A 25,323-nucleotide genomic window follows, 5' to 3' on the forward strand; every position below is an offset into this window, starting at 1 on the left:
CCAGCGACGGGCTGTTGCCGGGAAGACGGGACCTGGAGGGCTGGACCGGTGGAGGTGCTATCCCGGGGCAGGATGCACCGTCGTCCCGCGCCACGCCGCCAAGGAGCCCCGATGCTGACGTTGACGCCCTCGCAGGTCCGACTGGGACGCTCCGCCGCCAACAAGGCGGAGGCGATCCGCATGGTCGGGCAGGTGATGGTGGAGTCCGGGTTCATCGCGCCCGGCTACATCGACAGCATGCTCAAGCGCGAACAGGTGTCCGCGACGTACCTGGGCCACGGCATCGCGATTCCCCACGGCCTGCCCGAAGCGCGCGACCACGTGCGCCAGACGGGCGTCGTCGTGGTGCAGTTTCCCGCCGGTGTCCCGTGGAGCCCGGACGGATCCGCGCGCATCGTGGTGGGCATCGCGGCGAAGTCCGACGAACACCTCCAGGTGCTCGCCAACCTCACCGGGGTGCTGGGCGACGAGGCCCAATCCGAAGCACTGGCCCACACAAAGGATCCATCCGTCATCGTCCAGGCGCTCAACGGCGCCGACGCCGCGCCCGAGCCCATGGCTGCCGTCACGACCTTCGAAGGACCGCACCTCCAGGTCCGCTCGCCCTCACCGCACGGCCTGCACGCGCGCCCGGCCACCGTGCTGGTGGAGGTCATCCGCCGCTTCCGCGCCGACGTCACCGTGCACCACGAAGGACGGCAGGCGAATGCCCGAAGCCTCCTGTCGCTCCTGCAACTGGGGGCGCGGGCCGGCACATCGCTGACGCTCACCGCGACGGGCGATGACGCGGACGCGGTGCTCGTCGCGCTCCGCGACGCGTTCCAGTCCGGCCTGGGTGAGGGGGAAGCCGTCGCGCCCACCGCGAACGAGGCCCCGACGGCCATCACCGTGACGCTCGACTACGAAGGCACGCTGGTGGCGGGCCTGTCCGCGTCGCCGGGCATCGCCGCCGGGCCAGTGTGGGCCTTCCAGCGGGAGCGGCTGGAGGTGGAGGAGCGCGCCCCCGACAGCGCGTACGAGCACCGCCGGCTGGAGGAGTCCCTGGCGGGCGCGGCGGCGGAGCTGCGTCAGCTGTACGAGGGCTTCCTCCAGAAGGCCGGAGCGCAGCGGGCCGCCATCTTCAAGGCGCACCTGGAGCTGTTGGACGACCCCGGGATGCTGTCGGAGACGCACGGCCACATCGACACCGGGATGAGCGCGGGCGCGTCCTGGCGCCGCGTGTTCGAAAACCGCGCTGACTCGCTGGCGAAGCTGGAGGAACCGACGCTGGCCGCGCGGGCCGCCGACCTGCGCGACGTGGGCCGGCGCGTGCTGCGACCGCTGGCGAAGGTGGTGGAGGGCGAGGCCACCTTTCCGGACCACCCGGTGGTGCTGCTGGCGGAGGACCTGGCCCCCTCGGACACCGCGAAGTTGGATCCCGCGATGGTGCTGGGCCTGTGCACGGTGGGCGGCGGCACCACGTCGCACACGGCCATCATCGCGCGCTCGCTCGACCTGCCGGCGGTGGTGGCGGTGGGGCCTTCGCTGCTGGACCTGCGCAATGGACAGCACTGCATCCTGGACGGCGACGCGGGCGTGCTCGTCGTGGGCCCGTCGGAGCGGGACCGCGCGAAGGCCGCGAACCAGCGCGAACGCACCCAGGCCCGGCGCGAGGAGGAGAAGCTGGAGCGCTACCGGCCCGCCATCACGCTGGACGGCAAGCGCGTGGAGGTGGCCGCGAACATCAGCGAGGCCGCGGAAGCGCAGAAGGCCGTCGACGCGGGTGGCGAGGGCGTGGGCCTGATGCGCACGGAGTTCCTCTTCCTCAAGCGCGACCATCCGCCCGACGAGGAGGAGCAGCTCCACGCGTACCGCACCATGGTGCGCGCGCTCAACGGCCTGCCGCTCATCCTGCGCACGCTGGACATCGGCGGCGACAAGCACGTGCCCTACCTGTCGCTGCCCGCGGAGGAGAACCCGTTCCTGGGCGTGCGCGGCATCCGGCTGTGCTTCGAACGCGAGGACCTGTTCCGCACGCAGTTGCGCGCCATCCTGCGGGCGTCCAAGGAGGGCCCGGTCCGCATCATGTATCCGATGGTCGCGATGCCCGAGGAGCTGACGAAGGCCCGCGCCATCACGGAGTCCGTGCGCCTGGAGGTCGGCGCGGAGCCAGTGGAGGTGGGCATCATGATCGAAGTGCCTTCGGCGGTGATGATGGCGGACCGCCTGGCGAAGGACGTGTCGTTCTTCTCCATCGGCACGAACGACCTGACGCAGTACGTGCTGGCGATGGACCGGGAGCATCCGGTGCTCGCGCCGCAGGCGGACGGCCTGCATCCCGCGGTGCTGCGCATGGTGGACCTCACGGTGCGAGCAGCCCGGAAGGCAGGCATCTGGGTGGGCGCGTGCGGCGGCATCGCGGGAGACCCGTCGGGCGCGGTGGTGTTGTCCGGCCTGGGCGTCACCGAGCTGAGCGTCGCCATTCCCAGCATCCCGTCGGTGAAGGCGCTCCTGCGAGGCCTGTCCATGGCGGACGCGGAGGCGGTGGCGCGCGAAGCCCTGGACAGTGGCAACGCGGCGGAGGTGCGGGCGTTGGTGCGCGACCTCCTGGCGAAGAAGGGAGCGAAGGCATGAGGGCGACGAAGCCGGGTGTGGTGACCGTCACGTTGAACGCGGCCATCGACCAGACGCTGGAGTGTCCGGGCTTCACGGCGGGCGCCGTCAACCGCGTGGTGGCGCAGACGCGCACGCCCGGGGGCAAGGGCATCAACGTGGCTGCGTTCCTCGCGGGAGGTTCCCGGCCGGTGACGGCGGCGGGCTTCCTGGGCGAGGACAACGTGGCGCTGTTCGAAGCGCTGTTCCGCGACCGCGACATCCAGGACCGCTGCCTGCGCCTGCCGGGCTCCAGCCGCGTGAACATCAAGGTCGTGGACCGCACGAGCGGCGCGGTGACGGACCTGAACCTGCCCGGGCTTCGCGTGCCGGAGGAGGCCCTTGAGGAGTTGGGGGCCACGCTGGACGCGCTGACGGAGGACCACGGCTGCTTCGTCCTGTCGGGCAGCGTGCCGGCCGGAGTGCCCGCGACCCTCTACGCCACGCTCACGGAGCGCCTGCGCGCGAAGGGCGCCGTGGTGGCGGTGGATACCAGCGGTGAGCCCCTGCGCCACGCCGTGGCCGCGCGGCCGGACTTCGTGAAGCCGAACGTGCACGAGTTGGGAGAGCTGCTCGGGCGTCCGTTGAAGACCCCGGGAGACGTGGGGCGGGCCGCGCGCGACCTGCACGCGAGCGGCATCGGGATGGTGGTGGTGTCACTGGGGGCGGAGGGCGCGCTGTTCGTGTCGCACGACGGTGCGTGGCGGGCACTGCCGCCACCGGTGGAGGTGGCGAGCACGGTGGGCGCGGGCGACGCGCTGGTGGCGGGCGTGCTGGCGGCGCGGCTGGATGGAAGCGACCTGGAGACCTGCGCGCGCCGGGGCACGGCGTTCGCGGCGGGGAAGCTGGCGCGGGTGGGGCCGGTGCCGCCGACACCGGAGCGGGTGGCGGCATTGGTGGGCGCGGTGCGGATGCATCCATTGGGAAACGCCTGAGACGACGGCACGACAAGGACACGACGACGATGGCGAAACTGGTGGCGGTCACCGCGTGTCCCACGGGCATCGCGCATACCTTCATGGCGGCCGAAGCCCTGCGCCGGGTGGCGGAGCTCAAGGGGCACGACCTCGCGGTGGAGACGCGTGGCGCGGAGGGCGTGCGGACCCCGCTCGACGAGGCGGCGGTGGCGCAGGCGGACGCGGTCATCCTCGCCACGGACATCACCGTGGACGAGTCGCGTTTCGTGGGCAAGCCCCTGGTCCGCACCTCCACGGCGGTGGCCATCCGGGACACCGAACGAATCATCGATGAGGCCGTGGCCCGCGCCACGCTGCACCGCACGGCCACCGCGGAAGCCGCCGCGCACGGAGCCCCTTCAGCGGACCTGGGCCGAGCAGGCACCGAGGCCGCATCGCAAGGACAGGACGCCCCACTGCCCCTCGCGGGAACACCGCGTCCGACCGAACAGGATCCAAGCGCCTCGGCACGTGCCGCGCAGCCGCACACGGGAACGCTTCGCCAGACCGAACAGACCTCGGGTGCTTCGACACGCGCTTCACCGCCCCACGGGGGAACGTCACGCACGACGGAGGCCTCGTCGGGAGTCTCCTTCCCACGCCCCCACGGCCTGCTCACGTCCACGCCCTTGTCGCCGTCGGATGTGACGCTGCCCCTCGATGGAGCGTCGCGCCGGGTCGACCCCGCGGGCGCGCCGACGCGCACGCCTCCATCCACCCCACTCGCCGGCACGCTGGTCGCGGTGACCGCCTGTCCCACGGGCATCGCGCACACCTTCATGGCGGCGGAGGCCCTCACGCGCGCGGCCCGGGCGAAGGGCTACGCCATCCGGGTGGAGACCCAGGGTTCCGTGGGCGCGAAGAACACGCTGACGCCGGAGGAGATCGCGCAGGCGGACGCGGTCATCATCGGCGCGGACACGCACGTCTCCACGGAGCGCTTCGTCGGCAAGCGCCTGCTCCAGACCTCCGTGGGTGAAGCGCTGAAGCAGGCGGACCGCGTGGTGGAGCAGGCGCTCGCGCTGCCCGAACCAATGAGCGCGACCCGTCCCGTGGCGGCGCCACCGCTCGGTGCGCCCGTGAAGGCCGAACCGGCGGGTGCTTACAAGCACCTGCTCACGGGCGTGTCCTTCATGCTGCCCTTCGTCGTCGCGGGGGGCCTGCTGCTGGCGCTGTCGTTCGTGTTCGGCATCGACGCGTACAAGCAGCCCGGCACGCTGCCCGCGGCACTGAAAGGCATTGGCGACGCGGCGTTCGCGCTGATGGTGCCGGCGCTCGCGGGCTACCTCGCGTACTCCATCGCGGACCGTCCAGGGCTCGCGCCGGGATTCATCGGAGGCATGCTGGCGAACCAGCTCAACGCGGGGTTCCTCGGAGGCATCGCGGCGGGGTTCCTCGCGGGCTACGTGGCGCGCACGCTGAAAGACCGCATCCGCCTGCCCGCGAACCTGGAGGGGCTCAAGCCGGTGCTCGTCATCCCGCTGCTCTCCGCGCTCATCGTGGGCCTGCTGATGACCTATGTGATTGGCGCCCCCGTGGCCGCGCTGATGGGGGCGCTCACGCGCTTCCTCACCGGCATGTCCGGGACGAACGCGGTGCTGCTGGGCTTGTTGTTGGGAGCGATGGTGGCCTTCGACACGGGAGGCCCGGTCAACAAGGCGGCCTATGCCTTCGCGGTGGGCCTGCTGGGCTCCAGCACCTTCACGCCGATGGCGGCAGTGATGGTCGCGGGCATGACGCCGCCCCTGGGGCTGGCGCTGGCCACGGTGGTGGCGAAGAGCCGCTTCACATCCCAGGAACGAGAAGCCGGCAAGGCGGCGGCGGTGCTGGGGCTCGCGTTCATCACGGAGGGCGCCATCCCCTACGCGGCGCGCGACCCGCTGCGCGTCATCCCCGCCATCGTCTTCGGCTCCGCCATCGCGGGAGCGGTGTCCATGGGCTTCGGCTGCGCGCTCCGGGCGCCCCATGGCGGCATCTTCGTGCTCGCCATTCCCAACGCGGTGCAGCCACTGGGGTACTACGTGCTGGCGCTCGTCGCGGGCACGCTGGCCACGACGCTCGCGCTCATCGTGCTCAAGCGGCCCCTGACCGACACGCCGACGCCGTGAACATCACGGCGTGGAGCGCCCGCCAATCTCCGGGAAGCGCTCATACGCACGCATGAGCGCGTCCAGGTGGGCGGGGTTGTCGAGGTCCAGCGGAGCCTCCGTCAGGACATCCTTACCGGGGTAGGCGTTCGGCGGAAACGTATCCGCGCACCCGTTGTGCAGCGCATCCCCGCCACGATGGGGCTTCGGAACCGGCTCGCACTCCGGGCGGCGCCGTCCCGAAACCAGCGGCGGGACAGGCGGCCCCAGACGCGCCCCGGACGGCTCCGGCTGCATCCGTGCCTCGGGGTCCACCATCACGGTCACCGGCGGCGTCAATCCCACAGGCGCCGGAAGGATGACCGGCTTCGGCCCCGCGAGCGGCATCACCCAGGGCGCCGCCACCTGATTCAGCGGCTTCGACTCCATCGAGGCACAGCCGGCGAGCATCAGCAGAAGCAGCATCCCCAAGCGCATCGCCCGTCCTTACGAAAGGGGCTCCGCGCGGGTCAACCTTTCAGCCCCTGCGCGGCAGGTGCACCCGGAAGGTGGTGCCCGCCTCCACCGTGGACACCACGTCCACGTGCCCACCGTGCGCCAGCGCGATCTGGTTCACGATGAACAGGCCCAGCCCCACGCTGCGGCGTTCGCTGCCCTCCGTGGTGCCCCGGGTCATCGGCTCGAAGAGCACGGGCAGCAGCTCCTTCGCAATGGGCGTTCCCTTGTTGCGCACGGACAGCACCACGCCCTGTGCATCGCCGCGCGTCTCCACGTGGATGGCCGTACCGGGCTCGCTGTAGTGCACGGCGTTGGAGAGCAGATTGGTGAGCACCTGCGCGACGCGGTCTGGATCCCAGGTCCCGCGTGCATTTCCCTCCAACGCCACGTTCAACGTCCGCTCCGGGGACGTGAGCTGGACCTCGTCCACCACCTGCTGCGTGAGTTCGTGCAGGTCCACCGGCGTCGGCTTCACGGGCAACGCCACCCCCGTGCGCACGTGGGTGAAGTCCAACAGGTCCAGGATGAGCCGGTTCGCCCGATCCGACGAGTCGAGGATGCGCCGCAAGCCCCGCCGGGCCCGGTCATCCAGGTCCGTACGCCGCATCAGCGTCGAGGCCGACAACGAGATGGCGTTGAGCGGGTTGCGCAGGTCGTGGCTCACGATGCCCATCAACTGCTCACGCAAGAGCGCGGCCTCTCGGGCGCTCATCAACTGCGTGTCGCGATCGCTCAGCACCTCTTCCTGCTCCAGTTGGTGGCCCACCAGGTCCGCCATGTGCCGGAGGACCTCCACCTTGTCGTCAGCGATGGTGGCCGGATTCGCGTCCAGCGCGCACATCACGCCGAAGAGATCCCCGTTGCGGCGGTACAGCGGCACCGCGACGTAGCTTTCGATGCCGTAGAGCTTCCGCGCGGGGTGGTCCTTGAAGCGGGGATCCTGGGCCGCATGCGAGATGAGCAACGGCGCCACCGAGCCACGCACCGTGTTGCAGAACGTCGTGCCTATCAACAGCGTGTCCCCGGGGCGCAGCCCGAAGTTCATCTCGTCCAGCACCGCGCAGCACGTCCACGCGTCCACCGTCACCCGGGCCACCACCGCCAGGCGCAGGCCCGTGGTCTGCGTCAGCACCCGCAGCACCGTCTTGATGGCCTCGATGCGGGAAATGGCCTCGACGTCCGGCGTGAGGACGGCGGCGGGGCGGATGTTGGGATTCGCGGGGGCGGCGAGGGTCATGGGTATCCTCGCGGCAAGACTACAAACCGGGCTGCATCAACACCCCTCGAAATGCGCGGACCGTGACGAAGCGTGTCGACTGGCGAGCGCTCGTCAGCCGCCTAGGGAGCGTCCTTCCAACGCCTCGATGGCCGCGCGCAATTCCTTCGACACCGTCACCTTCTCGCCCGTCGCATAGCGCAGCGTCACGATGATGGACCCACCGCGCGTGTACACGACGCCGTCGTCCGCGCCCGCCACCACGTGCTCGAAGGTGATGGAGGAATTGCCCACGCGAGTGACGCGCGCCCCCGCCACCAGGTTCACCGGGAACACCACCGGCCGCACGTAGTCCGCGTGCGTGTTCGCCAGGATGGGACCAATCCCGCCCACCGTCGTGTCCTTGCCCGCCGCGGACGGCCCCACCAGCCCCACCCGGGCCATGTAGGCGATGCGCGCGGATTCGAACCACGTGAACGTGCGGGCGTTGTTCACGTGCCCGTACGCGTCCATCTCACTCCAGTGCACGGGGAAGGTCACGACGACGGGGAAGTCCTTCAAGGGAGCATCCGACATGCCCCATGCTCGCAAAGGACCGTCCCCTCAGGGAACGGAAACCCTGCCTGCCTGTCCTCCAGGCAGCCCTGGCAGGCGTGCTAAGCCAGGGGTGCATGGCTCTCCGGTCCGCCCTGGCGCCGCCCCTTTCCCCGTCGTCCCCCTCCGCTCTCCCGGGTCCCCACCATGGCCGGTGAGCCCACGCGGCCCGGAGGGGCCCGCCGCGACGACACGCCCGCGCCCTGGGAAGACCCGGGGCCGCTGCCCTCGCCGCCGCACCTCGTGCGTGAGCGCGGCAGCGCCACCGCCACCAAGCCCCAGAAGCACGCGGACATGGTGCGCTGGCTGCATCCCACCCAGGTGCTGCGCACGGGCCTGGACGCGGTGGTGGCCACGGTGTTCGGCGCCCGCGCGGACCACCGGCTCATCGAAGCGGTGGTGCGGCCCCAGGCGCCCTACTTCGACTATTCGGAGGAGGCCGGCGCGGACGGCGACCTGTGGCTCGACTACGTCTCCGACATCGGGGATGGCTGGGACTCCACCTACGCGGTGGCGCGCCTGCTGGCCCTGCCGGAATTGAAGCTCCCGGAGGAGGACGGCAAGACGGTGCACACCACGCCGCGCGGCCGGGTGCTGGTGTTCGGCGGCGACGAGGTCTACCCGGGCGCCAGCCGCGAAACCTACGAGGAGCGCACGGTGCAGCCCTACGAGGCCGCCATGCGCCGCTCCCAGGCGCCCCACCCGGACCTGTTCGTCATCCCGGGCAACCACGACTGGTACGACGGGCTGTCCGCCTTCATGCGGCTGTTCTGCGCGCAGCGGTGGGTGGCGGGACGCCGCACGCGCCAGAGCCGCAGCTACTTCGCGCTGAAGCTGCCCCACGACTGGTGGCTCATCGGCACCGACGTGCAGCTCAACAGCGACATCGACGTGCCCCAGGTGGAGTACTTCCGCAACGTGGCCGAGCAGATGGGCCCCAAGGACCGCGTCATCCTCTGCAACGCGGAGCCCGCGTGGATCCTCGCGGCGGCCTCGCGGCGCAACAAGGGCAGCTACCTGGAGAACAACCTGGAGTACCTGGAGGAGAAGGTGCTCGGGCGGCGCATCTGCGTGTTCCTCGCGGGCGACCTGCACCACTACCGCCGGCACGAGGACGACACGGGCCAGCACCGCATCACCGCGGGCGGCGGCGGCGCGTTCATGCACCCCACGCACGCCCCCGCGGCGCCCGTGCTGCGCGACGGCTCCACGCTGCGCAAGAGCTTCCCGGACGAAGCCACCTCCCGGAAGCTCGCGCTCAAGAACCTGTGGCTCATCCGCTACAGCCCGCTGTTCGGCCTCATCACCGGCCTGTGGTACCTGCTGCTCGCGCTGGCGGCCTACGCGGAGGTGGGAGGCCTGGGCCTGTCCCAACTGCCGGAGGTGCTGACGGCGGTGGGCAACAGCATGGTCAACCGGCCGTGGACGCTCATCCTCGGGCTCGTGACGGTGGGCGGGCTCACCGGGCTCGCGGACGCGGCGCTCGGCCGGTGGCGCGCGCTCTTGGGAGTCCTGCACGGCGCCGCGCACATCACGGCGGCGTTCTTCGTCGCGTGGGGAGGCACCTATCTCACGGTGAGCAAGCTGGGCATCTGTCCCACGCTGATGCCAGACGGCGCGCACTGCGTGGACGGGTGGGCGCACCTGGCCGGCAAGTTCCTCTTCTCCTGTGGCCTCACGTTCGTGGGCGGCTTCCTCGTGGGCCCGTTCATCACCGGCCTCTACCTCTGGGTGTGCGTGAACTTCTTTGGCGCGCACTCCAACGAGGCATTTGGTTCGCTCGCGCTGCCGGACTGGAAGAACTTCCTGCGCATGCGCATCGGGAAGGACGGGGCGCTGACCATCTACCCGGTGGGCCTGGAGCGCGTGCCTCGCAAGTGGAAGCCGACGGGCGCGGGGCCCATGGCGCCCGCGTTCGACCCGGATGACCCCAAGGCCACCGAGCCGTTCCTCATCGAGCCGCCCATCCGCATCTGAAGCGCGGAGGGGCGGCCCGACCTGCGACGGTGATTACTTCGTGTTGCCGTTCGCCTGCACGTCCGTGAGCGTCGTGACCTTCGCGGTGCTCTGGACGAGGATGCGGTCGAAGTTCACGTACGGGTAGCTGCCGCTCGGGTCGATCTCCTCGGTCAGCTCCACCGTGTCACCCTCGACGACCTGCGAGGCGGCCCCGACCTGCGCCAGCGCGAACGTCGACCGCTCCACCTGCATGGTCCAGACACAGGCGCCGTTGAGCTCCAGGCGGTGGAAAGTGCGAACGCACGGGATGCTGCAGTAGTTGCAGTTGGGGTACCCCGCCGACATGCACGACTGCCGACAGGCGTTGTAGCTCTGGTTCGTGCAGCTGGGCGTGTAGCCGTAGACGGGCCGGTTGGACACCTGCGTGACGCCCACGTCGCCGTAGCGCACGCCGCTCACGGAGGCCACGAGCTCGCCCCGCGAATACACCGACGCCGTGTACGTGGACGCATCCGACGTCGCCGCCGTGAAGGTGGCCGCGTAGGACGTCCGGCCGCCTTCGGTCCGCAGGGTGGCGGTGCTGGCCGCCGCGCCTTCGGACTCACCCGTCAGCACCGTCTGCTCCACACCCTGGCCCGAGGGCTCGCTGCGGAAGCCCGCGCTCCAGACCGTGGAGCCCTCCGTGAAGATGGCCACGCCGTCCTTGGTGGACCCGTTCGGAGACACGACGTGCAGCTCCTTCCCATTGAGCTTCAGCTGCGCGGCCCCCATCCCGCAGTGATTGATGCCATTGAAGGTCACGCACTCCTCGGCCTGGGCCTGGGCGAACGGGAGGGCCACGACGAACAACGTGGCCAGGCTGGACTGGGCAAGACGGCGGAACAGACGCATGGGGGACTCCGGAGGCGCTCCACGGGAAATCCATGGGAGGGCGCACCCGGTGTCTCTTCATGTGCCGTGCCATCAATCCGATTTCCAGGTCCTCCGAGGGAAATGCGCCAAAAAAGGTGCAAGTCTTTGTAACGCATTCGGATACACAGACACGCCGTCAGAGCGAGCGCAGGAAGGTCACGAGCGCCTCACGCTCCGCGCGCTCCAGCCGGGTGAAGCGCTCCTTGGCGCCCGCGGCCTCGCCGCCATGCCACAGGATGGCCTCCTCGAAGGTGCGAGCGCGGCCGTCGTGGAGCATGCGCACCTGGCGGTTGACGGCCTCCAGCAGGCCCAGGCCCCACAGGGGCGGCGTGCGCCACTCGGAGCCGCTGGCCTCGGCGTCGGGCCGTCCGTCCGCGAGCCCCTCGCCCATGTCGTGCAGCAGCAGATCCGTGAACGGCTGAAGGTCCTGCCGCGACAGCTCCGGGAGGTCGGGCACGTCGCCGGTGCGCAGGGTCGGGCGGTGACACGTGGCGCAGCCCACCTGCTGGAACAGCGCCTGCCCGCGCAGCACCGTGGGGTCGGCCACGTCGCGGCGCCCGGGCACCGCCAGCACGCGCAGGTAGAGCGTCACGCTGTCCAGCGCCGCGTCATCCAGCACGGGCCCCTGGGGCGCCACCTGCGCGCGGCAGCGGGCCTGCTTCGCGGTGCAGGTGCGCTCCGGGTACAGGGGGGATGTCAGCCCCAGGTCCTCCGAGAAGGCCCGGGCCGCCTGCTGCCGCACCGAGGGCTGGTTGGCCTTCCACCCGAAGCGGCCCAGGCGCGGTTCACCCGTGCGAGCATCGACGACGCGGTTGGGCCGGCCGGAGACGCCATCCCCGTCGCGGTCGTCCGGGTCCGCCAACGCCAGGATGTCCTCTTCGGGAACGGCCTCCAGCAGACCCAGGCCGAACACGGGCGACGAGATGCGCGCCGAGCGCTGCGTGTGCGCGGAGAGCTTGCCGTAGGCCAGCCGGGCCAGCCGCACGTCGGGGCGGCGCACGACATAGCCAGCGCCATCCGGGTACGTGCCGGGGACCTCCGCGTACGCCACCTCCAGCGCGCCCTCTGCGGGCACGCCTGGAATGGAGCGGTCGTTGAACTGGCCGCCGTAGGTCGGCTCGGGGACGCCCCCCGGGACGCGGCGCGACGGCACGCTCAGGCGCACGAGCAGCGGCGCCTCCGTGCCCAGCTCCGCCAGCGGCCGTCCCCGGCCGTCCTTGAAATGACAGCCATTGCACCGGACCGCGTTCGACAGCGGGCCCGCGACCGCCTGGGGCGCCCGGCTCCAGTCCTTCATGAACAGCCGCTTGCCGTCGGCCATCGGCGTCCAGCGGCCCGGGTCCATGTTCGCCAGGGCCCGGCCAAAGGCGTTGTGCGAGGTGTCGTAGACCGTCGTCGCGCCCCCGGAGCGAGCAGCGGGCACCTTGCGAGGGTCCTCCACCGGAGGCGAAGCGGGAGCAGTCTCCGGGGCCTGGAGGTCCGGCTCCGGAGGAGGCGCCGCGGCCAACAGCAACAGGCCCAGGGCGGCCCCCAGCGACGTCATCCACCAGCGGTTTCGGGAAGAGGGCATGGTTCACGCGGTGGGCGAAGAGCCCCCCGTGGTGTCACTCTTCATGCCCCGTGCCAGGACCCTGTCAGCGGGTTCCCGGGCGCAACGCCTGTCATGGCGCCCGATGATGCGGTGCGTGTGACATTGAAATCCACAGCCCGCGCAGAAACGTGACTTCCCAGGTTACAGGGGCAAAGCTGACCTCAGATGCTCGACCCGGGGGGCAGCCGGGACTCCAGGGTGGCCCCCGAGGGGTCCTCCGCCTCTGCCTCCACGCTCGCGGCCCGCGATGCATCCTCCAGGAGGGGCGCGATGCCGGGCTGTTTGCGATTGAGCGTCACGTAGTCCTGGAGCGCCGCGTCCAGCCCCACGTCGCGCTTCGCGCGTTCGGACAGGAACCACTTGTGCTCCAACACCTGGCAGTAGAGTTCCGCGGTGTCCGCCGCGCGGCCCAGGTCCTTCTGCAGGCGCGACAGCGAGGGGTGGTAGCGCTCGTCCAGCCAGCGGAACGCGGCCACGCTCAGGGGCACGCTGCGGTCCAGCTTGCGCGTGAGCGTGGCCTTCATCTCCTGCATCTCGTTGAGCAGCAGGCTCGCCTGACGCTCCTCCGCGACGATGCCGGTGAGCGTGTGGAGCTGGTGCCGGTGGTACTCGCGGTCCGTCACGATGGTGCGCATGCGCAACTGGCTGCCCTGCCCGTTCGCCAGCAGCTCCACCTCACCCACGGAGAAGCCCAGGTCGTTGAGCGTGCGGATGCGCTCGTGGATGCGGTAGCTCTCGTGCGGCTGGACGATGAGCTCGCGATTGATTTCGGCCCACAGCCGCTCGTAGCGCTGGCGGATGCTGGTGGCGGTCTCCTGCCAGTCCTCCAGTTCCTCGGGCAGCGCCACGCGCGCGGCCAGGTCGGCGAGTCCCCCCGCGACGTTCTCCTCCATGATCTGCAGGTCCATCTCCCGCTGCCCGGAGGAGAGCTGTTCGTGCAGTTCGGACGTCTCCGCGTCCACCGCGTACGCCTGCAATTCGCCCGCGTCGCGGCGGAAGAGCACGTTGGAGAGCGAGCAGTCCCCCCAGAAGAAGCCGCCCAGGTGCAGGCGCACCAGCAGGCCCGCCATCGCGTCCAAGAGCCGCGAGCGGTAGCGCTCCAGGCCCTGATGCATGAACAGCGCGCGATACGGCAGCGACGAAGCCAGATACTGCGTGATGAGCACGCCGGGGCGATCATCCGGCGCGGAGGAGGCCCCATCCGCTTCCATCTGGACCGCCAGCCCCACGGGCACCACCGACGGCAGCCGGCGCTCCTCCAGGCCACGCAAGAGGTCGTACTCGCGCTGGGCCACGCGCGCGGGGGTCTCCTTGAAGGCGTAGATGGTGGCGCCGTAGCTGACGAACACCACCACGTGCCGGGACAGGCCGCGCGGCACCTCCACCACCCGGGGTGAACGCTCCGGCCATGCCTCCAGGGGCAGCTCCCACGGCAGGTCGAGGAAGTCCGGGTGTCCCTGTCGGATGTGCAGGGAATGGAGGCGGCGCACGGGGTGGGACATGGCGGCCACGAGCCTACTGTCCTGGGGAGCGCGCTTCACGCGGCGCGGGCGCTGGCCGGGGTGGAACGTTCGCTGTTAGAGCTAGGGACCATGCGTCCCCTCCGCGGCCTCTCCCTGTTCAGCGCGGCCCTGCTGTCGGCTTGCGCGCGCTCCTCGCCCCCGCCCACCGTCTCTCCACCCACGCCGGGCACCGTGACGCTCTCCGCGCCCGCGGGCGATGGGTGGTACCGGGGCGCGGTGTTCTATGAAGTCTTCGTCCGCAGCTTCCAGGACTCCAACGGGGATGGCGTGGGGGACCTGCCGGGGCTCATCTCGCGGCTGGACTACCTGAACGACGGCAATCCCGCGACGACGGACGACCTGGGCGTGGATGCGCTGTGGTTGATGCCGGTGTTCGCGTCGCCCAGCTACCACGGCTACGACGTCGTCGATTACGAACGCATCCAGCCCGCGTACGGCACGCTGGAGGACATGCGGAAGCTGTGTGACGAAGCGCACCGGCGCGGCATGCGCGTCATCGTCGACTTCGTCATCAACCACAGCAGCTCGGCGCATCCGTGGTTCGTGGAGTCGGCGTCGTCACCGCAGTCGGCGAAGCGAGACTGGTATCAGTGGCGGGCCAACAACCCGGCGTGGAAGCAGCCGTGGGACCCGGCCTTCTCGCAGACGGACACGTGGCACGAGCGCAACGGCGCCTGGTACTACGGCGTGTTCTGGAGCGGGATGCCGGACCTCAACCTGCAGACGGTCGCGGTGCGCGAGGAGGTCAAGCGCCTGGCCACGGTGTGGCTGTCGCGCGGCGTGGACGGCTTCCGGTTGGACGCGGCCCGCTACCTCATCGAGACGGGCGGCGGCGTGGGACAGTCGGACACGGCGGAGACGCACGCGTTCTGGAAGGAGTTCGCCGCGCACGTGCGTTCGGTGAAGCCGGACGCGGTGCTGGTGGGGGAGAACTGGAGCGAGACGCCGTCGGTGGCGAAGTACTACGGCTCCACGGCGCAGGTGCCGGGCGGGGACGAGCTGCCCATCAACTTCAACTTCCCCCTGTCGGAGCGGGTGCTCGCGGGCATCAACGCGGGCAACGCCGGGGGCGTGGCGTCGAAGTTCCTGGAGATGCGCAACAACTACCCGGCCGGGGTGGTGGACGCGCCCTTCCTCACCAACCACGACATGGTGCGGGTGGCGACGCAGTTCTCCGGTGACACGTCGAAGCTGGGGCTGGCGGCGGCGGTGCTGCTGACGCTGCCGGGCGCGCCGTTCCTCTACTACGGCGAAGAGGTGGGGTTGGGCAACGGCGCGGCCAACAACGACGAGTCCAAACGCACGCCGATGCCGTGGACGGCGACGGCGGGCGGAGGCTTCACCACGGGCACGCCGTGGTACGGCTTCTCCAGCGGAAGGGACGCGGCCAACGTGGAGACGCAGAAGGCGGCGCCGGGTTCACTGCTGTCACGCTACAAGGCGCTGCTGCACGCGAGGCAGGGTTCGGAGGCGCTGCGCACGGGCGACCTGCGCCTGTTCACGCCGACGACGGGCCCGTCCGCCACGCTCGCGTTCGTGCGCACGGTGGACGACGAGCAGGTGCTGGTGGTGCACAACTTCTCCAACGCGCAGGTCACGGCGGGACCGTTCGACGTGGAGGGCACGGCGGTGGAGCCGTTGTTCACCGACACCGGCGTGTCGACCCTCACGGGGGGCTCAGGGGCCTGGAAGACGACCGTGCCCGCCCGAGGCACCGGCATCTGGCGGGTGCAGTAGGCGGCCGTCAGACGACGGGCTGTCGCCAGGAGCGGGAGACGTAGCCGTCTCCCGCTTCGGTGAAGCGCCGCGCCAGCTCCGCCGCCCCGCCCCGGCCCTGCTGGAGCAACCACTTCAGCTCCGAGGGAAGCAGGGCCTTCACCGTCACCAGCCGCACCTCGCCCCCCGGCACCGTGAAGCGCGCGGGCAGGGACTCCGTCGCCATGCCCAGCAGCACCGCCACGCGCCCCTCCGGGGTGAGCAGTGTTTCGGGCAGGTGCGTACCCGCGACCTCCATGGACAGGGTTCCGCGCTCCAGCGCGTCGCGCAGCTTCTCGTGGCCCGCGAGCTCGTTGCCCACGCGTTCGAGCAATTGCACCAGCCAGCTCTTCTCCAGGTCCGGCAACGGCTCCGGTGTCTCCATGGCGAGTTCGAATCCGAAGCCCGCGGTGGGCCGGTCCAGGATGTCGGTGAAGGGCGCGGACAAGCCATCCGTCACCACGAGCGTGTTCCCCGACGGACGCCGGATGACCCGCCACGCCTGGCTTCCGGCGGGCCAGTCACCACCGAGAACCATGGAGATGACGGACCATGCCTCCAGCGTGCCCAGTCCTTTCCAGACGGCTTCACGGGCAGCGTGCGCCTGGTCCCACAGTTCACGGCGCTTCTTCGTTTCCGAGCGCATCACGGGATCAAAGGTGCTGGGACCCGTAACCGATTCGAACTTCGCGCCCGTGATACCCGCGCGTTCCATCGCCTCCTTGATGTCCTCGGAGACGATAAGAGCGACATCCCATTCCGAGGGACGAAACACCTTCGCGTCGCCCACCTTCGACGGGTCGATGCGCAGTCCATAGAGCGAGAAAAAGGTTCCAACCTTCTCCGGGAAGCCGTCCTCTTCCTTCCAGTAATTCACTTCCTCCGAGGCTTCGACGTCGACGCAAGGAATCGCCCGGATGGCATTGAGGATGAAGTACGGACCGGAGTGGGAGTCGACTTCGACAGGAATCAGTTCCACGTCGTCGGGAGCCAGCGCCTTGAAGAGGTCTGCCAACCTCGCATGAACCACTGGGGTGGCGAATGCCGCGTGGGAGAAATCACGCGCTTCACCCTCTAGACTCAAGGGAAGTTGGATCTGCCCTGTGAAGTGCGCTGATTTTCCGACCGTGAATTGCCAGGGGTCATCAAGTTCTCGTCCCTCGGCCTTGAGTGGGTGCCCAAGGCACCAGAAGCCTTCAGCGACATCTTCGGCAAGATCAAAGTATCGCACTGCCATGGAGCGCTTTCTGCGTCACTTTGCGCCCGTAATCAACCGATTCAACTTCGTATTCGGAGTGAGGATCTCCTTGGCGAGCCCCTCCAGTGCCTTCGTAAGAGTCGACCTACATCTCTCCGTGGAGCTGCAATCCTTCGTCAGCCGATTCAAGGTCCGCAAGATCTCCTCGTGGTACTCCCGAGGGTGAGGCCCTTTGTGCCCTGGCACGCGCACCTTGTTCGCCGGATCATCCAGCGACATGCCAGCCTTGTCGAAGATTTCCTGGAACCTCGGAGACCACGGCCCGCCCCGGTTCGTGGCGCTCCACCACTTGTTCGATGCGATGTGGTGCTCGTGTCCCTCGCCATCCACGCCGCCCGAGACAGGCGGGCCCCCTCCTTCCCGCGCGACCATCGCCATCGCCGTCGGCGCCAGGGCCAAGGTGATGACACCGTCCGCAGCCACCGCCACCGACTCCACCCGCGCCACCGCACCCAACCGGACTCCGGCCTGCTCCGCCGCCACCACCGCCGCCTGCCCTGAGCCCGGAAGCATTGGCACCTTCGCGGCCAGCGTCTGCGCCGTGCTCCCCACCGCCGCCGTCGCCAGCATCACGAAGGCCCGCGCCGCGTTCTCTCCCAACACCTCCCCGTACTGCTCCCCCGCGTCGCGCACCTCGTCAAAGCTCCTCGCCACCCTCACCTGCTCGGACAACACCCTCCACCCACGGATGAGGTCCAACACCGTGTCGATGCCCAGGTAGCCAATCAGCACCACCGTCATCACCGCCGCGACTCCCTTCGACACCGGCTCCGGCAGCGCCCACAGGCACAGGTACACCGTCCCTGTCGCCACGATGGTGGCGAGCACCGCCTCCCGGTTCGTCATCCCCACCAGCGCCTCCTCCGTCTCCTCCCACACCGAGTCCAACGCAATGGCGAACGCAAGCGTGCGCCGCGCGTCCTCATCCAGCCTCGGCTCCTCCTCCAGCAACTGGAGGCAGTCTCCCGGCGTCTGCTTGCGCCCGCACCACCGCCCGTAAGCGCGAGCCAGCTCCGCCTCCGCGCCGTCCTCCTCCACCATCAGTCGCAAGCCTGGAGGCTCCTCCACGGACACCAACCCCAGGCGCCCTCGTACCCGCGAGTACGCCTTCAAAGAGAAGGAGCCCGCGAACAGCCGATACGCCTCCTCCCTCGGGCGCACGGACACCGGCGCATCCTCCGCCAGCGTCTTCACCGCCTCCGCGAACGCGTCCTCCTCCAACGCAACCGGAGCGCTCTCCGCCCCAGGCGAGTGGACGACAGGCGCACCCCGTCCCGTGTCCAGACGCACGACACGCGCCGCGGAACACCCCGTGCCCAACAGCACCAGCACCACCGCGACGGCCCAGCTCCGACCCAGGGACACGGACGCCTCCTGTGGACTCTCCCAAGGACGGTGGTGTCCCGCCCGGAGGCGCAACCCTGCCTGGAGCAGGACTTCACTACCAGTCATCCGCAACGTGTCGGGGTAACCGGCCCTCAGACGACAGGCTGGCGCCAGGAGCGGGAGACGTAGCCGTCTCCCGCTTCGGTGAAGCGCCGCGCCAGCTCCGCCGCCCCACCCCGGCCCTGCTGGAGCAACCACTTCAGCTCCGACGGAAGCAGTGCCTTCACCGTCACCAGCCGCACCTCGCCCCCCGGCACCGTGAAGCGCGCGGGTAGGGACTCCGTCGTCATGCCGAGCAACACCGCCGCACGCCCCTCCGGGGTGAGTAGTGTTTCGGGCAGGTGCGCACCGGCCACCTCCATCGACAGGGTTCCGCGCTCCAGCGCGTCGCGCAGCTTCTCGTGGCCCGCGAGCTCGTTGCCCACGCGTTCGAGCAATTGCACCAGCCAGCTCTTCTCCAGGTCCGGCAACGGCTCCGGCGTCTCCATGGCGAGTTCGAATCCGAAGCCCGCGGTGGGCCGGTCCAGGATGTCCGCGAAGGGCGCGGACAGGCCATCCGTCACCACGAGCGTGTTCCCCGACGGACGCCGGATGACCCGCCACGCCTGGCTTCCCGCGGGCCAGTCACCGCCGAGGACCATGGAGATGACGAAGTCCTCCTCCAGCGTACCCAGCCCCTTCCAGACGGCTTCACGGGCAGCGCGCGCCTGGTCGCGGAGTTCACCGCGCTTCTTCATCTCCGTGCGCCGCACAGGATCGGCCGTGCTGGGACCGGTCACCTCCTTGAACTTGGCGCCCGTGATGCCCGCGCGTTCCATTGCCTCTTTGATGTCCTCGGAGACGATGAGAGCGACCTTCCACCCCCAGGTTCGAAACACCTTCGCGTCGCCCACCTTCGACGGATCAATGCGCATCCCATCGATCGAGATGTATGTACCCACCTTTTCTGGGAACCCGTCCTGTTCGGTCCAGTAGCGCACCGCCTCTGATGCTTCATCATCGATGCATTTCACCAGACGGATGGCATTGAGGATGAAGTACGGACCGGAGTGGGAATCAACCTCGACAGGGATCAGCTCGACATCGCCGGGCGCGAGTTCCCTGAGGAGGGCGGCCACCCTGGCGTGGACCACAGGAGTGCTGAACGCTGCGTGGGAATAGTCGCGCGCTTCACCCTCAAGACTCAGGGGAAACCGGACTTGTCCTTTGAAATGGGCCGGTTTTCCAACTCTGAACTGCCAGGGGTCATCAAGTTTTCGCCTTGAGGAGTCAAGGGGATGCCCCAGGCACCAGAATCCCTCGGCAACATCCTCGTGGATATCGAAGTAGTGGCTCGCCATAGCGGACTTCCTGCGTCACTCAAGGCCGGTAATCAACCGATTCAACTCCGAACCCCTCTTACTGATCTCTACGGCGAGCTCTTTCAGCACCTTCGTCAACAAGGCTCGACAGTTCGCCATGGCCCCACATTCTTCTGTTGCAGCCTCCAGACGATCGAGAATCTTCTGGTGATACGCCTGAGGATGCGGTCCACGATGGCCCGGAACACGCACTTTGTTCGCTGAATCGTCCAGCGACATCCCAGCCCTGTCGAAGATTTCCTGGAACCTCGGAGACCACGGCCCGCCCCGGTTCGTGGCGCTCCACCACTTGTTCGATGCGATGTGGTGCTCGTGTCCCTCGCCATCCACGCCGCCCGAGACAGGCGGGCCCCCTCCTTCCCGCGCGACCATCGCCATCGCCGTCGGCGCCAGGGCCAAGGTGATGACACCGTCCGCAGCCACCGCCACCGACTCCACCCGCGCCACCGCACCCAACCGGACTCCGGCCTGCTCCGCCGCCACCACCGCCGCCTGCCCTGAGCCCGGAAGCATTGGCACCTTCGCGGCCAGCGTCTGCGCCGTGCTCCCCACCGCCGCCGTCGCCAGCATCACGAAGGCCCGCGCCGCGTTCTCTCCCAACACCTCCCCGTACTGCTCCCCCGCGTCGCGCACCTCGTCAAAGCTCCTCGCCACCCTCACCTGCTCGGACAACACCCTCCACCCACGGATGAGGTCCAACACCGTGTCGATGCCCAGGTAGCCAATCAGCACCACCGTCATCACCGCCGCGACTCCCTTCGACACCGGCTCCGGCAGCGCCCACAGGCACAGGTACACCGTCCCTGTCGCCACGATGGTGGCGAGCACCGCCTCCCGGTTCGTCATCCCCACCAGCGCCTCCTCCGTCTCCTCCCACACCGAGTCCAACGCAATGGCGAACGCAAGCGTGCGCCGCGCGTCCTCATCCAGCCTCGGCTCCTCCTCCAGCAACTGGAGGCAGTCTCCCGGCGTCTGCTTGCGCCCGCACCACCGCCCGTAAGCGCGAGCCAGCTCCGCCTCCGCGCCGTCCTCCTCCACCATCAGTCGCAAGCCTGGAGGCTCCTCCACGGACACCAACCCCAGGCGCCCTCGTACCCGCGAGTACGCCTTCAAAGAGAAGGAGCCCGCGAACAGCCGATACGCCTCCTCCCTCGGGCGCACGGACACCGGCGCATCCTCCGCCAGCGTCTTCACCGCCTCCGCGAACGCGTCCTCCTCCAACGCAACCGGAGCGCTCTCCGCCCCAGGCGAGTGGACGACAGGCGCACCCCGTCCCGTGTCCAGACGCACGACACGCGCCGCGGAACACCCCGTGCCCAACAGCACCAGCACCACCGCGACGGCCCAGCTCCGACCCAGGGACACGGACGCCTCCTGTGGACTCTCCCAAGGACGGTGGTGTCCCGCCCGGAGGCGCAACCCTGCCTGGAGCAGGACTTCACTACCAGTCATCCGCAACGTGTCGGGGTAACCGGCCCTCAGACGACAGGCTGGCGCCAGGAGCGGGAGACGTAGCCGTCTCCCGCTTCGGTGAAGCGCCGCGCCAGCTCCGCCGCCCCACCCCGGCCCTGCTGGAGCAACCACTTCAGCTCCGACGGAAGCAGTGCCTTCACCGTCACCAGCCGCACCTCGCCCCCCGGCACCGTGAAGCGCGCGGGTAGGGACTCCGTCGTCATGCCGAGCAACACCGCCGCACGCCCCTCCGGGGTGAGTAGTGTTTCGGGCAGGTGCGCACCGGCCACCTCCATCGACAGGGTTCCGCGCTCCAGCGCGTCGCGCAGCTTCTCGTGGCCCGCGAGCTCGTTGCCCACGCGTTCGAGCAATTGCACCAGCCAGCTCTTCTCCAGGTCCGGCAACGGCTCCGGCGTCTCCATGGCGAGTTCGAATCCGAAGCCCGCGGTGGGCCGGTCCAGGATGTCCGCGAAGGGCGCGGACAGGCCATCCGTCACCACGAGCGTGTTCCCCGACGGACGCCGGATGACCCGCCACGCCTGGCTTCCCGCGGGCCAGTCACCGCCGAGGACCATGGAGATGACGAAGTCCTCCTCCAGCGTACCCAGCCCCTTCCAGACGGCTTCACGGGCAGCGCGCGCCTGGTCGCGGAGTTCACCGCGCTTCTTCATCTCCGTGCGCCGCACAGGATCGGCCGTGCTGGGACCGGTCACCTCCTTGAACTTGGCGCCCGTGATGCCCGCGCGTTCCATCGCCTCCTTGATGTCCTCGGAGACAATGAGGGCGACCTCCCATTCCGAGGGGCGAAACACCTTCGCATCGCCCACCTTCGACGGGTCGATACGCATCCCGAACAGCGAACTCAACGTGCCGACCTTCTCGGGGAATCCGTCCTCCTCCGTGTAGTAGCTCACCTCTTCCGAAGCCTCGACATCAACGCAAGGCAAGAGGCGGATGGCATTGAGGATGAAGTACGGACCGGGGTGGGAGTCGACCTCGACAGGAATCAGCTCCACATCGCTGGGAGTCAGCTCCTTGAAGAGGGCCGCAAGCCTGGCATGGACGACGGGAGTGCCGAACGCCGCATGGGAGTAGTCGCGTGCCTCGCCCTCAAGGCTCAGAGGAAACCTGACCTGCCCCTCGAAGTGCGCCGGCGACCCTCCTGTGAACTGCCAGGGGTCATCGAGTTCGCGTCCTGCGAAGTCGAGGGGATGTCCAAGGCACCAGAAGCCTTCAGCGACATCCTCAGAAAGCTTGAAGTATCTCTTTGCCATCATGAATCTCCTGCATCACTCCTGACCGGTGATCATTCGATTCAGCGCTGACTTCGGGTCAAGAATCCTACCAGCCAGACCTTTCAGCGCATCCGTCAGCAGCTCCCTACAACTCTCAATGGATTTGCAATTCCTCGTTGCTCTCCTCAAACGATCGAAAACCTCTTCGTGATACTCCTGAGGATGTGGTCCACGATGGCCCGGCACACGCACCTTGTTCGCCGGATCATCCAGCGACATGCCAGCCTTGTCGAAGATCTTCTGGAACTGAGGGGACCACGGTCCACCCCGGTTCGTAGCGCTCCACCACTTGTTCGATGCGATGTGGTGCTCGTGTCCCTCGCCATCCACGCCACCCGAGACAGGCGGGCCCCCTTCTTCCCGCGCGACCATCGCCATCGCCGTCGGCGCCAGGGCCAAGGTGATGACACCGTCCGCAGCCACCGCCACCGACTCCACCCGCGCCACCGCACCCAACCGCACGCCGGCCTGCTCCGCCGCCACCACCGCCGCCTGCCCTGAGCCCGGAAGCATTGGCACCTTCGCGGCCAGCGTCTGCGCCGTGCTCCCCACCGCCGCCGTCGCCAGCATCACGAAGGCCCGCGCCGCGTTCTCTCCCAACACCTCCCCGTACTGCTCCCCCGCGTCGCGCACCTCGTCAAAGCTCCTCGCCACCCTCACCTGCTCGGACAACACCCTCCACCCACGGATGAGGTCCAACACCGTGTCGATGCCCAGGTAGCCAATCAGCACCACCGTCATCACCGCCGCGACTCCCTTCGACACCGGCTCCGGCAGCGCCCACAGGCACAGGTACACCGTCCCCGTCGCCACGATGGTCGCGAGCACCGCCTCCCGGTTCGTCATCCCCACCAGCGCCTCCTCCGTCTCCTCCCACACCGAGTCCAACGCAATGGCGAACGCAAGCGTGCGCCGCGCGTCCTCATCCAGCCTCGGCCCCACCTTCAGCAACTGGAGGCAGTCTCCCGGCCTCTGCTTGCGCCCGCACCACCGCCCGTAAGCGCGAGCCAGCTCCGCCTCCGCGCCGTCCTCCTCCACCATCAGTCGCAAGCCTGGAGGCTCCTCCACGGACACCAACCCCAGGCGCCCTCGTACCCGCGAGTACGCCTTCAAAGAGAAGGAGCCCGCGAACAGCCGATACGCCTCCTCCCTCGGACGCACGGACACCGGCGCATCCTCCGCCAGCGTCTTCACCGCCTCCGTGAACGCGTCCTCCTCCAACGCCACCGGAGCAGTCTCCATCCGTGGCGAATGGACGACAGGCGCACCCCGTCCCGTGTCCAGACGCACGACACGCGCCGCGGAGCACCCCGTGCCCAACAGCACCATCACCACCGCGACGGCCCAGCTCCGACCCAGGGACACGGACGCCTCCTGTACACACCACCAGAGCACGACAAAACCGCCAGGCTCAGACCACGGGCGCGCGTCCCTCGCGGTGGACGGCGTCCACCCCTGCATCAGAAAGGCGCTGGAGCAGTTCCACTTCCGTGCCCGTGCCCTCGCGGACCCAGTCCAGGTCGAACCGCTGCCCCCCAAGCCCCAGGCTGCCATTGAGCCACCAGCGGTCGACCCGATCGGGCTCCTCGTGCAGGGCGAAGGAGCGCGTCGTCATGCGCGCATCCTCCCGGACCTGGCGCATCCAACCGCGAACGTCAGGGCACGGGGCCGCCCGCGTCGCCCGTCCCCGCATCCTCCACCGCCGGAGCCACATCAGGGACACCCGCATCCACGGACCCCGCATCCGGTTCCGGAGCCACCACCGCCGGAGCCACCGCGCGCCCCGAAGGCACCACCGTCGACCACGCCGGCTTGGAAGCCCCCAGCACCGCCTCCTGCGTCTCCCCCGGAGGCACCAGCAGGTCCACCACCGGCGACTGCGTAGGGTCGCCCTTGCGGCCACCGCCGAAGCGATCGTTGACCGGTTCGCCCGGCGCGATGCCCATCGCCATCAGCCTCGGGTTGCCTTCCGTGACGTTGCCGAACATCCCGCCCAATGCCACCCGCCGGTCAATGGACGCTCCCGTCACAGCGACGCCGTAACCCCAGTCCGGCTGCGCGTGCTTGCCGAAGAAGCGGTCCGGCACCTGGAACATCACCGTGCGTCCGCTCACCTGGATGACGGTGGGAAAGAACACCTTCGCCTCCAGGTCCTGTTCGGCCGCCGCGTTCAGCTCCGCCTCCACCTTGCCGCCGATGGGGCCCGTCTTCTCCTGGTACTCGCGCAGCGCCACCTCGCGCCAGTGCTTGCGCAGCGTCTCGCGCGCCTCGTACGGACGCGGCGTCAGCACCACCGCCTTGTCCCACGCGGAGCCCGGCGCCAGCGTGAGCGCGCGCCCCGGCAGCGTGTCCGTGCGGCCGGAGCCCGGCACACCGTCCGTGTCCACGTACAGGTCCACATTGAACGTGTAGAAGCCGTGCCTCGCCCGGTCCGCCACCGTGGAGCCGCCAATGTCCACCGCCTGCGCGCGCGACGGCTTCGCGATGGGGTGCGCGAACGTCACCTCGAACCGCGTCGCCTCGCCGTCCGCGAACGCCGCCACCGACACCACGTCCAGGTCGCCCTTCCCCAGGTCCGTCCGGCGCGGATAGACGAGCTCCCCGTCACCGACGTCATCCCCCACCGGGTCCTCCATGCGGAACAGCAGCGAGTCCTCATGCGTCCGCGCCCCCGAACACGCGGCCAGGGTGGAGGCGAGCAGGAACGCGGACAGACCGCGGCGGCGCAGGAGCACGGGACACCTCGAGCACGAAGGGGGAACAGCCCTCGGAGGTGTATCGCGCGGTGCCCCAAACGCAAGGAGCCCGGAGTGCCTGTCCTGAAGGCGCCCCGGGCTCCATCGCATCCC

General features: G+C 69.3%; 19 protein-coding genes. 5 read left to right on the forward strand and 14 right to left on the reverse strand.

The window, feature by feature from the left end; genetic code table 11:
* The first annotated feature begins 111 nt into the window (after window positions 1-111).
* From ptsP to OV208_RS35770, 3 genes are read left to right on the forward strand one after another with little or no spacing between them, the layout of a single operon-like run.
* On the forward strand, window positions 112-2,613 hold the full coding sequence (ptsP, locus tag OV208_RS35760; RefSeq protein WP_267578413.1) for a phosphoenolpyruvate--protein phosphotransferase: 2,502 nt from the start codon (window positions 112-114) through the stop codon (window positions 2,611-2,613).
* A complete protein-coding gene (pfkB, locus tag OV208_RS35765) occupies window positions 2,610-3,566 on the forward strand; it encodes a 1-phosphofructokinase (RefSeq protein WP_267578414.1) in 957 nt (318 codons plus the stop codon). The genes ptsP and pfkB overlap by 4 nt, the downstream gene beginning before the upstream one ends.
* A gap of 29 nt (window positions 3,567-3,595) precedes the next feature.
* Window positions 3,596-5,695, forward strand: a complete 2,100-nt coding sequence (locus OV208_RS35770) for a PTS fructose-like transporter subunit IIB (RefSeq protein WP_267578415.1) — start codon at window positions 3,596-3,598, stop codon at window positions 5,693-5,695.
* Window positions 5,696-5,698: 3 nt separating this feature from the next.
* On the opposite strand, the gene OV208_RS35775 is transcribed toward OV208_RS35770, so the two are convergent.
* The 3 genes from OV208_RS35775 to OV208_RS35785 all read right to left on the reverse strand — a co-directional run bounded on the left by OV208_RS35775 (window position 5,699) and on the right by OV208_RS35785 (window position 7,964).
* Complete coding sequence (locus OV208_RS35775) at window positions 5,699-6,139, reverse strand: DUF5953 family protein (protein WP_267578416.1); 441 nt, start codon at window positions 6,137-6,139, stop codon at window positions 5,699-5,701.
* A 52-nt stretch (window positions 6,140-6,191) separates the two neighbouring features.
* Complete coding sequence (locus tag OV208_RS35780) at window positions 6,192-7,409, reverse strand: GAF domain-containing sensor histidine kinase (protein WP_267578417.1); 1,218 nt, start codon at window positions 7,407-7,409, stop codon at window positions 6,192-6,194.
* Between the two features lie 93 nt (window positions 7,410-7,502).
* Window positions 7,503-7,964, reverse strand: a complete 462-nt coding sequence (locus OV208_RS35785; protein WP_267578418.1) for an acyl-CoA thioesterase — start codon at window positions 7,962-7,964, stop codon at window positions 7,503-7,505.
* 165 nt (window positions 7,965-8,129) lie between these two features.
* On the opposite strand from OV208_RS35785, the gene OV208_RS35790 reads away from it, so the two are divergent.
* Window positions 8,130-9,959, forward strand: coding sequence for a metallophosphoesterase (locus tag OV208_RS35790; RefSeq protein ID WP_267578419.1), 1,830 nt, complete (start codon window positions 8,130-8,132; stop codon window positions 9,957-9,959).
* Between the two features lie 33 nt (window positions 9,960-9,992).
* Here the strand turns inward: OV208_RS35790 and OV208_RS35795 are convergent, their stop codons facing one another.
* From OV208_RS35795 to OV208_RS35805, 3 genes are all read right to left on the reverse strand, one after another.
* A complete protein-coding gene (locus OV208_RS35795) occupies window positions 9,993-10,832 on the reverse strand; it encodes a hypothetical protein (RefSeq protein WP_267578420.1) in 840 nt (279 codons plus the stop codon).
* Between the two features lie 157 nt (window positions 10,833-10,989).
* On the reverse strand, window positions 10,990-12,423 hold the full coding sequence (locus tag OV208_RS35800) for a di-heme oxidoredictase family protein (RefSeq protein WP_267578421.1): 1,434 nt from the start codon (window positions 12,421-12,423) through the stop codon (window positions 10,990-10,992).
* Window positions 12,424-12,605: 182 nt separating this feature from the next.
* On the reverse strand, window positions 12,606-13,946 hold the full coding sequence (locus tag OV208_RS35805) for a DUF4032 domain-containing protein (RefSeq protein ID WP_267578533.1): 1,341 nt from the start codon (window positions 13,944-13,946) through the stop codon (window positions 12,606-12,608).
* A gap of 90 nt (window positions 13,947-14,036) precedes the next feature.
* Between OV208_RS35805 and OV208_RS35810 the strand changes: the two genes are divergently transcribed.
* Complete coding sequence (locus OV208_RS35810; RefSeq protein ID WP_267578422.1) at window positions 14,037-15,704, forward strand: alpha-amylase family glycosyl hydrolase; 1,668 nt, start codon at window positions 14,037-14,039, stop codon at window positions 15,702-15,704.
* A 7-nt stretch (window positions 15,705-15,711) separates the two neighbouring features.
* Here the strand turns inward: OV208_RS35810 and OV208_RS35815 are convergent, their stop codons facing one another.
* From OV208_RS35815 to OV208_RS35850, 8 genes are all read right to left on the reverse strand, one after another.
* Complete coding sequence (locus tag OV208_RS35815; protein WP_324291442.1) at window positions 15,712-16,959, reverse strand: imm11 family protein; 1,248 nt, start codon at window positions 16,957-16,959, stop codon at window positions 15,712-15,714.
* A 15-nt stretch (window positions 16,960-16,974) separates the two neighbouring features.
* Window positions 16,975-18,345 (reverse strand): AHH domain-containing protein, encoded by a 1,371-nt coding sequence (locus tag OV208_RS35820; protein WP_267578424.1) that lies wholly within the window; start codon window positions 18,343-18,345, stop codon window positions 16,975-16,977.
* 113 nt (window positions 18,346-18,458) lie between these two features.
* Window positions 18,459-19,706 (reverse strand): imm11 family protein, encoded by a 1,248-nt coding sequence (locus tag OV208_RS35825; RefSeq protein WP_267578425.1) that lies wholly within the window; start codon window positions 19,704-19,706, stop codon window positions 18,459-18,461.
* Between the two features lie 15 nt (window positions 19,707-19,721).
* Entirely contained in the window at window positions 19,722-21,092 is a 1,371-nt protein-coding gene (locus OV208_RS35830) for an AHH domain-containing protein (RefSeq protein ID WP_267578426.1), read from the reverse strand.
* Between the two features lie 113 nt (window positions 21,093-21,205).
* Window positions 21,206-22,456 carry an imm11 family protein gene (locus tag OV208_RS35835; RefSeq protein WP_324291443.1) on the reverse strand — a complete coding sequence of 417 codons (1,251 nt, stop codon included), beginning with the start codon at window positions 22,454-22,456 and terminating at the stop codon, window positions 21,206-21,208.
* 12 nt (window positions 22,457-22,468) lie between these two features.
* Window positions 22,469-23,839, reverse strand: coding sequence for an AHH domain-containing protein (locus OV208_RS35840; RefSeq protein WP_267578428.1), 1,371 nt, complete (start codon window positions 23,837-23,839; stop codon window positions 22,469-22,471).
* Between the two features lie 46 nt (window positions 23,840-23,885).
* The gene (locus OV208_RS35845) at window positions 23,886-24,089 is read right to left on the reverse strand and encodes a hypothetical protein (RefSeq protein WP_267578429.1); all 204 of its coding nucleotides are present in this window, start codon (window positions 24,087-24,089) and stop codon (window positions 23,886-23,888) included.
* Between the two features lie 40 nt (window positions 24,090-24,129).
* Window positions 24,130-25,209 (reverse strand): glucodextranase DOMON-like domain-containing protein, encoded by a 1,080-nt coding sequence (locus tag OV208_RS35850; protein ID WP_267578430.1) that lies wholly within the window; start codon window positions 25,207-25,209, stop codon window positions 24,130-24,132.
* Between the last annotated feature and the right edge of the window lie 114 nt (window positions 25,210-25,323).

The organism is Corallococcus sp. bb12-1 (assembly GCF_026626765.1).
GTDB classification, from domain to species: domain Bacteria; phylum Myxococcota; class Myxococcia; order Myxococcales; family Myxococcaceae; genus Corallococcus; species Corallococcus terminator.